The sequence below is a fragment of the Streptomyces fildesensis genome (assembly GCF_016107395.1).
In the GTDB taxonomy this organism is placed as follows: domain Bacteria; phylum Actinomycetota; class Actinomycetes; order Streptomycetales; family Streptomycetaceae; genus Actinacidiphila; species Actinacidiphila fildesensis.
Genome location: NZ_JAAIKO010000090.1, coordinates 1 through 8,716, shown reverse-complemented (window position 1 = coordinate 8,716; position 8,716 = coordinate 1). Strand labels below are relative to the sequence as shown.

Annotated in this window: 10 protein-coding genes and 1 pseudogene; 5 read left to right on the top strand and 6 right to left on the bottom strand. The window is 68.9% G+C overall.

What is annotated here, in order from left to right; genetic code table 11:
* From C6N31_RS41740 to C6N31_RS41730, 4 genes and pseudogenes are all read right to left on the bottom strand, one after another.
* Positions 1-902, bottom strand: a 902-nt coding sequence (locus tag C6N31_RS41740) for a P-type ATPase actuator domain-containing protein (protein WP_307811608.1), incomplete at its 3' end; no start/stop codon positions are given.
* Entirely contained in the window at positions 899-1,192 is a 294-nt protein-coding gene (locus tag C6N31_RS41735) for a BON domain-containing protein (RefSeq protein ID WP_164293176.1), read from the bottom strand. The genes C6N31_RS41740 and C6N31_RS41735, both read right to left, overlap by 4 nt.
* A gap of 179 nt (positions 1,193-1,371) precedes the next feature.
* Positions 1,372-1,626, bottom strand: a pseudogene (locus C6N31_RS44840) (phosphotransferase); the annotation flags it as partial.
* A gap of 216 nt (positions 1,627-1,842) precedes the next feature.
* The gene (locus tag C6N31_RS41730; protein WP_138351996.1) at positions 1,843-2,652 is read right to left on the bottom strand and encodes a GbsR/MarR family transcriptional regulator; all 810 of its coding nucleotides are present in this window, start codon (positions 2,650-2,652) and stop codon (positions 1,843-1,845) included.
* 222 nt (positions 2,653-2,874) lie between these two features.
* Between C6N31_RS41730 and C6N31_RS41725 the strand changes: the two genes are divergently transcribed.
* Positions 2,875-3,543 carry a DUF4097 family beta strand repeat-containing protein gene (locus tag C6N31_RS41725; RefSeq protein WP_164293287.1) on the top strand — a complete coding sequence of 223 codons (669 nt, stop codon included), beginning with the start codon at positions 2,875-2,877 and terminating at the stop codon, positions 3,541-3,543.
* Positions 3,544-3,684: 141 nt separating this feature from the next.
* Here C6N31_RS41725 and C6N31_RS41720 read toward each other — a convergent pair whose 3' ends face one another.
* On the bottom strand, positions 3,685-4,269 hold the full coding sequence (locus C6N31_RS41720; protein ID WP_138351997.1) for a TerD family protein: 585 nt from the start codon (positions 4,267-4,269) through the stop codon (positions 3,685-3,687).
* 405 nt (positions 4,270-4,674) lie between these two features.
* Between C6N31_RS41720 and C6N31_RS41715 the strand changes: the two genes are divergently transcribed.
* From C6N31_RS41715 to C6N31_RS41705, 3 genes are all read left to right on the top strand, one after another.
* On the top strand, positions 4,675-5,919 hold the full coding sequence (locus tag C6N31_RS41715) for a GNAT family N-acetyltransferase (protein WP_198359575.1): 1,245 nt from the start codon (positions 4,675-4,677) through the stop codon (positions 5,917-5,919).
* Positions 5,920-6,022: 103 nt separating this feature from the next.
* Entirely contained in the window at positions 6,023-6,406 is a 384-nt protein-coding gene (locus tag C6N31_RS41710; protein ID WP_138351999.1) for a VOC family protein, read from the top strand.
* A gap of 108 nt (positions 6,407-6,514) precedes the next feature.
* Positions 6,515-6,940, top strand: coding sequence for a DUF3592 domain-containing protein (locus C6N31_RS41705; RefSeq protein WP_198359574.1), 426 nt, complete (start codon positions 6,515-6,517; stop codon positions 6,938-6,940).
* Positions 6,941-6,965: 25 nt separating this feature from the next.
* Here C6N31_RS41705 and C6N31_RS41700 read toward each other — a convergent pair whose 3' ends face one another.
* Complete coding sequence (locus C6N31_RS41700) at positions 6,966-7,304, bottom strand: HEAT repeat domain-containing protein (RefSeq protein WP_198359573.1); 339 nt, start codon at positions 7,302-7,304, stop codon at positions 6,966-6,968.
* Positions 7,305-7,567: 263 nt separating this feature from the next.
* On the opposite strand from C6N31_RS41700, the gene C6N31_RS41695 reads away from it, so the two are divergent.
* The coding region (locus C6N31_RS41695; protein WP_198359572.1) for a serine hydrolase domain-containing protein at positions 7,568-8,716 on the top strand (1,149 nt) is incomplete at its 3' end.

The following is an 8,716-nucleotide window of genomic DNA, read 5'->3' as shown; positions in this document are numbered from 1 at the left end:
ACCACGGCCGGCAGCAACTGCGGCGTGATCCCGACGGCGATCGCCAGCGAGAACAGCAGCGCTTCCAACAGCGGTTTGTGCAGGAGGACGTTGACGGCGAAGATCGACGTGGTCAGCGCGCCCGCGACGTAGACCAGCATCATCGAGAATCGGCGCAGTCCCACCTGGAACTCGGTCTCCAACTGGTGCGTGCCCAGGCCCGCCGCAATCTTCCCGAACTCCGTCGCGGCACCAGTGGTCACCACCACCCCCCGGCCACTGCCGGCGTGCACGACAGTGCCCATCAGAGCGCAGCCCGACAACTCGGCCAACGGGGTACCGGACGGCACCGCGGACGTGCCCTTGGGCAGTGGCAGCGACTCCCCCGTGAGGACCGACTCGTCACACTCCAGACTCACAACGTCAAGAAGCCGGATGTCGGCCGGAACGATCTCTCCAAGCCTCAGCTCGACCACATCGCCCGACACCAGCTCGGTGACGTCAACCTTGCAGGGACGGCCGTCCCGAAGAACCACCGCCTCGTGGTGGATCTGGCCGTGCAGCGCCTCGGCGGCCTTCTCCGCGCGGTACTCGTTCACGAAGCCGAGCCCCACCGACAGGGCCACGATCGCACCGATGATCACCGCGTCACCGCGTTGCCCGACGAAGTAGGAGGCCGTCGCCGCCGCGAGCAGCAACCCCAGCAAGGGAGAGCGCAGCTGACGCCAGAGCACCGCCGGCAGCCTGGCCTGATGGGAGGTGACCGCATTCGGCCCCCAGGTGCGCAGCCGTTCGGCCGCCTCGCGCGCCGACAGACCGTCGCGCGTCGTATCCGCCGCCCGGAGGGCGTCGTCGCCGGACCGGCCGGCCGCCGCGGTGATTCCGGAGCCGGTGGCCTGCGGTGCGGGTGCGAGAACGGTCACGGGGTCGCCGGCAGCGCGGCCGACGGTTCCGGGAGGGCCGGGGCGTCGTCGACGTCGAAGGCCATCGGATCGTGGACGTTCACCACCCCGTCGACGCCCTGCGCGAGCCGGACCACGAGCGGGCCCAGGCTGCGCAGGCCGAGCGTTCCGCGGAGGGTGACGACGCCCTCCTGCACCTGGACCTGGACCGCGCCCTCGGTGATCTGCAGCGTTCTGCCGAGGATGACATCTCGTACGGTGCGGTGCTGCACGGTCTCACGTCTTTTCGGCAGATGGATCAGGGGCGACACGACCCGGCGGGAACCGGTCCCCACTTCCACATTGAGGCAGCCGGGGTGGGCGCAGCAGGGCCTATCAGGACCCTCCGGAGGTCCGACCGGCCCCATCGTCGGACGGCAGGATGTTCGCCCCACTCCACAAGCCGCGGAACCGTCCCGGCAGCACCGGCAAGGGACCAGAAGGACGGTCGGATGGCCAGCGGCAGGTGCGGGGCGAGCCGGGGAAGCCACTGGAGCTCCTTCCCGGCCTGCCCGATGGCCCCGGCATGGCGGGGCAGCCGGACCGACAGTTCCTCGCCCAGCCGGTAGATCGCATGGTCCGAACCGGCCGGGTCGAGCAGGCTGAGAGGCAACGCGGCCCACTGCGGGAACTGCGCATCGACCAGGCGCCTGACCAGTTCCGCATCGATCGCCGGACGGGCGTGGGCGGTTGTCCCCGTTGCCAAGAACAGCTCCTGCGGTCGGCCCGCACGGTACGGCAGGCACTCGCAGCCATCACACTGCTTCCCGGGCCGGCCTGTCGACCGGATTTCCCGGCCGGCCGCCCCATCCTCAGCGCGCGCCCTGGACCGGCACCGCAGAGCCGAGCTCGGACGGAAGCTCCGGGTGGCCCCCACCCGGTCCGATCCTCCCCGAACGCCCCATCGCAAGGGGAGGCAAGGTCAGTTCGGCCCGGCAGTGCCCGCCTGTTCCTCCCCTTCGGATGGCTCCCGCGTCCCGAAGGTCTCCTCAGACGGCTCGGCAGGACCGCCCGGGGTCGTTCCGGCTTGTGTGTGGAGGACCTCGCGGGCCTGCTGTGCGGCGCGGGTGATGCTCTCGCTGACGAAGTCGAGAAAGCGGGCGATGTTCTCCAGGCGGGCGGCGGCCGGAGTGCCTGAGCCGAGAATGCCGACGCCCTGCCGTGCGGTCTCGATGATCTGGGCGTTGGACCGGGCGCTGGCCATCATCGCCTGGTACCAGACGTCGTCATCGACCACGTAGCGCTCGCGGCGGCGTTCGTCACGTTCGCGGCGAATAAGGCCCTGGCCGTCGAGGAACGTGATCGCTTTGGAGATGGACGCCGGGCTGACCTGGAGGCGCTGCACGAGTTCGGACGCGGTCAGGCTGCCCGCGTCGGTCGTGTAGAGGCAGACCAGCACCCGGGCCATCATCTTGGGCGTCCCCGCCTGCATGAGGACGGTGGTGAACACTTCCTCGTACTCACGCACGGCCTCGGCATCACGTCCGTGAGGTTGCTCGGGCGCTTCCAACCCCGGGGGGGCGGCCTGGCTGCGCCGATGGGTGCGGTGTTCGGTGGCGCGGTGAGCCAGGTCGGCGCGGTAGCCGGTGGGGCCGCCGTTACGTGTCACCTCGCGCGTGATCGTGGAGGTCGGACGGTCGAGGCGTCTGCCGATCTCGGCGTAGGCGAGGTCGTCGGCCAGTCCCAGCGCGATCTGCCGGCGTTCCTGCTGGGTGAGTCTGCCTCCGGGCATCGCGGTCTCCTTCGTGCTCCGTGGTGCCTCAAGTGTAGCGTTCACTCTCAGCTCATTGCAACGAACAGGCAGCCGTCGTTGCATTCAACTCCAGATCCATTGCAACGATTTATGGGCCACCACCTGCGATTACACTGTCCAGGCGCAACGATTCCGTTGTCAGATCTTTGAATGCAACGTAGCGTTTCCTTCATCAGAAACGACGAGTTGCGGGAGAACATGATGCAGAAGTTCAACACCCCGAACCCGATCTCCGCCGTCCTGAACATCCCCGCGGGACGCATCCGGTTCATCGCCGCCGACCGCGCCGACACCACGGTCGAGATCCTCCCCGCGGACACCACGAAGAGCCGCGACGTGAAAGCCGCGGAACAGACCACGATCGAATATGACGACGGCGTCCTGCGGATCGAGGCCTCACCGGCGCAGAACCGGATCGTCGGCAACAGCGGATCCATCGAGGTGACCGTCCAACTGCCCGCCGGCTCCCACATCGAGGCCAGGACCGCCAGCTCCGAGCTCCGGGGCGTCGGACGCCTCGGCGACGTCACCTTCGAGGGCGCGTACCGACAGATCAAGCTCGACGAGGCCGCGAACGTCAACCTCACCGCGATCGACGGCGACGTCGAGATCGGGCGGCTGGGCGGACCCGCGCAGATCAGCACCGCAAGGGGCGACATCCGCATCACCGAAGCCGTCCGCGGCACCGTCACACTGCACACCCAGGTCGGCGAGATCTCGGTCGGCGCCGCCCGCGGCGTCTCCGCCAGCCTCGACGCCGGCACCACCTACGGCCGCATCCACAACACGCTCAAGAACACCGAAGGCACCGCCGACCTGACCATCCACGCCACGACCGCCCACGGCAACATCACCGCCCACAGCCTGTAGCCCCAACGCGACCGCTCGCGGGCCGGCCAGGCAGCACTGGTGGGTGTTCACCAACGGCTGCGGGCGGGCGGACCGGCAGACCGTGCCCACCCCGGAGCCCCCGGCTCGCGTCCGCGAGCCGGGGGCCTGCCCGCATTTCTGCTACTTGCTCATGGCGAAGCGCATCAGGGCCTGCTCGTCGCCCTGCTTGATCTTCCCGGTCTCGTTGATCACCTGGAGCTTCCAGCCCGCACCGCTCCGGATCGCCTTGGCCACGGCGCACCCGTTGTCGTTGCTGAGCAGGCTCGGCCAGATGTCGGCGACCTGCTGGGTGCTGCCGCCCGTCGCGTCGTACACCTTGAAGCTGATGTTCCGTGCCTTCTGGAAAGCGCTGTGCTTCTTGTACGCGGCGGCAACGAACACGATGGAGGTGATGTTGGTCGGCACCCGGGCGAAGTCGACGGTCACCGTCTCGTCGTCGCCGTCCCCACGGCCGGTCTGATTGTCCCCACTGTGCACCAACGATCCGTTGCCCAACGGATCCAGGGAGTCCAGACCGGCCAGCCGCACCGGCTCCGTCCCCTGCATGGCGATGGCGATCAGATCAAGGTCGGTGCCGGTCTTCTGACGGAGCTTCCCTATCAGTCCACCACTGCTTCCGACGGTGGGATCCCAGGACGCTCCGATGGACAGGTGGGTCACCCCGTCCAGGTCCGCCGGGCCGTCTTCCTTCGTGAGCGTGATCATGCGTGATCCTCTTGATGATGAGACTGCGTACCAGCAGTGTGCCTGGTGCCCTCGCCGACCGGCTCACCAGGTCCAGGAAGAGCAGCGATCGCCGCGCCGTTTCAGGACCTCTGGCGTGCGTCGTTTCCGCCCGGCCCGGGGTCACTTCGACGGCGAGCACGGGCCGCTGGTGACGTTCAGTGGCACCTTCGTAACGCATCACACGGACGGCGATCGACCGTGCCGCCGTCATCGCTCAGCAGCCCGTCCTGCGTCCAGCGGCGTCGCCATCGTCCCGGATCCGGCCAACCCAGCCATTGGACACAAGCCCAGCCGTAATTCGCTTGACCCCGCCACAGGTCAACGCTGCACTGTGGCGGGGCACCACGAGTCGTGGTGCCGGTATCCCGAGGAGACAGCGGCAGCATGGAGATCCGTCCCACGACCGACCAGGACCGCGACGTCTTCGTCGACACCCTCCATGCCGCGTTCGGGCGCTTCCCGGAAACCCCCAAGGAGAACGGTGGCGGGGTCTGGTGGTCGGCGCTCGAAATGGACCGCAGCCTGCTCGCCATGACGGCGGACGGGCGGCCCGTCGGTACCGCTGGTGCGTACTCCTTCGAGCTCACTCTGCCCGGTGAGGTCCTCGTCCCGGCCGCCGGGGTGACCGCCGTCGGCGTCGTTCCCTCGCACCGACGCCAGGGCGTGCTCAGCGCGATGATGCGGCATCAGCTCAGCGAGCTGCGGGCCCGAGGGGAGTTCCTCTCCGTGCTGCTGGCCTCCGAGGCCCTGATCTACCGCAGGTTCGGCTACGGTCCGGCGACCTACACGCAGCGGCTGACGGTGCCGCGCCACCAGGCCGGGCTCGCCCTCCCCCGGGCGCACCGAACGGCCGACGCCCCCGCGACCGGCTCGGACATCGGCGCGATCGAGCTGCTGCGGCGTGCCGAGTGCGGCGAGATCCTCGAAGAGGTCTACGACCGGTACCGTCGCGCACAGCCCGGCGCCCTGTCCCGGCCGCACCGCTGGTGGGCCTCGGGCGCGGGACAGCCCCCGATCTCTCCGGCGCCGCGCTACGTCGCAGTCCACCGGGACGCCGACGGCATTCCGGACGGGTACGCCAGTTACTCGCTCGACAAGCCCGACAAGCCCGACACCTTGACGGTCGACGAGACCATCGCGACCGGCGATGCCGCCTCCACGGCCCTGGCCCGGTTCGTGCTCGGGCACGACCTGGTCCATCAGGTCGTGTTCAAGCACTTCCCGCCGGAGCACCCGCTGCGCTGGCAGCTTGCGGACTTCCGCGCCGGCGAGGTGAGCGGCGACACCGACTGGCTCTGGGTGCGGCTGCTGGACATCCCGCGTGCGCTGACCGCGCGCGGCTGGTTCACGGACGGCGAGCTCGTCCTCGACGTCGACGACCCGTTCCTCGGCGAGCACGGCCGCTACCTGCTGACCGTCCGGGACGGCAAGGCCGAGTGCGTCCCGACGGACCGGGCGCCCGACCTGTCGCTGGACGTGAGCGACCTGGGCTCGGTCTACCTCGGCGGCACCACCCCGAGCACGCTCGTGCGTGCCGGACACATCCGCGCCCACCACCCGGGCGCGGCCACCCTCGCCGACACCCTCTTCCGCTCCGAACGGTCCCCGCACTGCCTGCACTGGTTCTGACCGCGCGCTCGCCGACCTGCACAGGACGCGATCGGGTAGCAGCGTCGTCCTCCGGCGCGCGGCCGACGACCGACTCCCGGGTTGCCTCCGTACACTGACACGCATGGCATGCCGCATCAGTGAACTGGTCATCGACTGCGCCGACCCCGAGCGGCTCGCCGCTTTCTGGAGCCAGGTCCTCGGCTACGTCGAACTCGGCCGGGAGGACGACGGAAGCATCGAGATCGGGCCGCCCGACGCCGGCTTCGGCGGCCCGCAGCCCACCCTCGTCCTCAGCCCCAGCAGCGACCCGCGGGCCGGCAAGCTCCCCCTGCACATCGACGTCAACGCCACCGACCGCGATCAGGACGCCGAGTTGGAGCGGCTGCTCGCCCTCGGCGCCAGGCCCGCCGACGTCGGCCAGACCGGCACGGAGAGCTGGCACTGCCTGGCCGACCCGGAAGGCAACGAATTCTGCCTCCTGCGCACCCAACTCCAGCCACTCTGACCCACCCTGTGGCCCATGGCGCCGAACCGCTCGGCCGGTCGAGAGTGGCCAGCAGGCTGCCACAGCCCCACCCGCAACCAGCATCCCGACAAAGGCGTCGCACCACCTATGGAACGTGAATGGCTCTTCTCGCTCATCCCGCTGACGATCGGCGCGGTCTTCCTCAGCTTCGGCGTGTACGGACTCCGCCGCTCCAGCGCGCTCCGTCGCACAGGTGTCATCGCAGAGGGGCGAATCGTCCGCCACGATCTCAGGCGCGACAACGAAGGCGCCACGTTCCACCACCCGGTCGCAGCCTGGACGACCCGGGACGGCCGCGAGTATGAGTACGCATCCAGGTTCGGCCGCGGCAGCGTCGGGGGCGACTTCGGAGTCGGGAACTTTGTCACGGTCCAATACGACCCGGAGGATCCCCGTCGGTTTGCGATCAAGGGCTGGGACGTAGCGACGGTCGACCGGCTGTTCACCGTGCTGGGGTCGGTGTTGGCAGCAGGCACGTTGGTCGTGTTGCTTGTCCGCGTACTCATTCCCTGACCGCAGCCGACCCGACGTCGAGAACCTAGGTGGTCATGCCGTTGGCTCGGGCATTCCAGAGCAGGGTCCGGGCCTCGGGGGTGTCGAGCTCGGTCAGGCCGGCGGCCGCCCGGAGTCGTAGGGACTCGTCAGGGCTGTTGAGCTGAGCGCCGAGAGTCGGCAGAGCGGCGGGAGATCGGGCTGCCCCGATGAGCTCGAGCAGCCAGCAGCGCAATCCGTGATCGTCCTGCTCCTGTTCGAACTCCTCGATGAGCTCGTCGACATGCTCTGCGGCGTGCGGTAGGAGTTGGTGGAACCTGTCCTCACGACGTTGCGGATCGCGAGTTCGCATCAACCGCATCGCCTCACGGAACCTGTGCGTCACACCCGTCAGGCTATGACCACGATCGGGGCTGTGACACCGAAATGCGTACATCGTTTCGGTGAGCGCTCCGCCCGCGGAGCAGCTACTGCGCACGCTCGCACCCCGATGGATCGACGCGTCTCAGCCCACTCCATCCGCCACCTTGGAAGCTGCGAACGATCACCACGTCCCCCGACCGTCGATGCGGGCCCGATGGGTGATGTTCGTGCGGGTCGGGTGGCCGCTGAGCCGGTCTCCGGGCACTCCAAGCCGATACTGCGCCCATGAGACCAGCCCGCCCGATTACGCTGCTCCGCCTCGCCGCAGCCACCGCCCTCCTTGCCCTCTGCGCCCCGGTCACGACCGCCAGCGGTGCGGCGAGCGATCGCGATCACCGCCACCGGCCCTGCGTCAGTTCTCCGCTGCCCGGCCGCGGCCCGGCACGGGACATCCTGCGGATCGCCGAGCAGGCCAAGGCCGAGATGGATCTCAAGTCCGTGATCCTGCGGGTCACTGTCGACGGTCGCGAGGTCATCACCACCGCGCTCGGCGAGTCGATGACAGGGGTGCCGGCCGAGCCCGCCATGCACTTCCGGAACGGCAACGTGGCGATCAGCTACATGGGCACGGCGCTCCTGCGGCTGGTCGACGAAGGCAGGGTCGACCTCGACGATCCCGTCGCGCGCTGGCTGCCCGACCTTCCGCACGGCCACCAGATCACGCTGCGCATGCTCGGCGCCTCCACCTCCGGTCTCATCGACTACGTCACCTCCCCCGGTTTCTCCGACGCCGTCTATGCGGACCCGTTCCGCCAGTGGACGGCCAAGGAGCTGGTGGCCATCTCGACCAGTAAGCCGCTGTGGTACGAGCCGGGTACCAACTGGAGCTACTCGCACGCCAACTTCGTCCTCCTCGGTGCCGCCCTGGAGAAGATCACCGGGACCCCGCTCGACGTCCTGCTCCAACAGCAGGTCATGGGCCCGCTCGGGCTGAGCGAGACCCGCAACAGCTTCACGCCCGACATTCCGACGCCCGTCCTGCATGCCTTCACCTCCGACCGCGGAAAGTACGAGGAGTCCAGCTTCTGGAACCCCTCATGGACCACTGCCCCCGGCGCGGTACAGACCACGGACATCTGCGACCTGGCCCGCACGGCCGCAGGCATCGGCTCGGGCGAGTTGCTCTCCCCCGCCGCCTACCAGGAAATGCTCAACCCGGGGACGGTGGGCCTGGGCCGTCCGACCAAGACCTGCCCGGCAACGATCTGCATCGCGAACACCGAGGCCACCCACTACGGCATGGGTCTGCTCGTCCTGAACGACTGGGTCTCTCAGCACCCGCTGTTCTTCGGCTACACCGCCGCCCAGGCATACCTCCCCGCTAATACTGCAACCGCATGTGGTGTGACTGTTGGCGGTGTGGCTCGTTGGTCC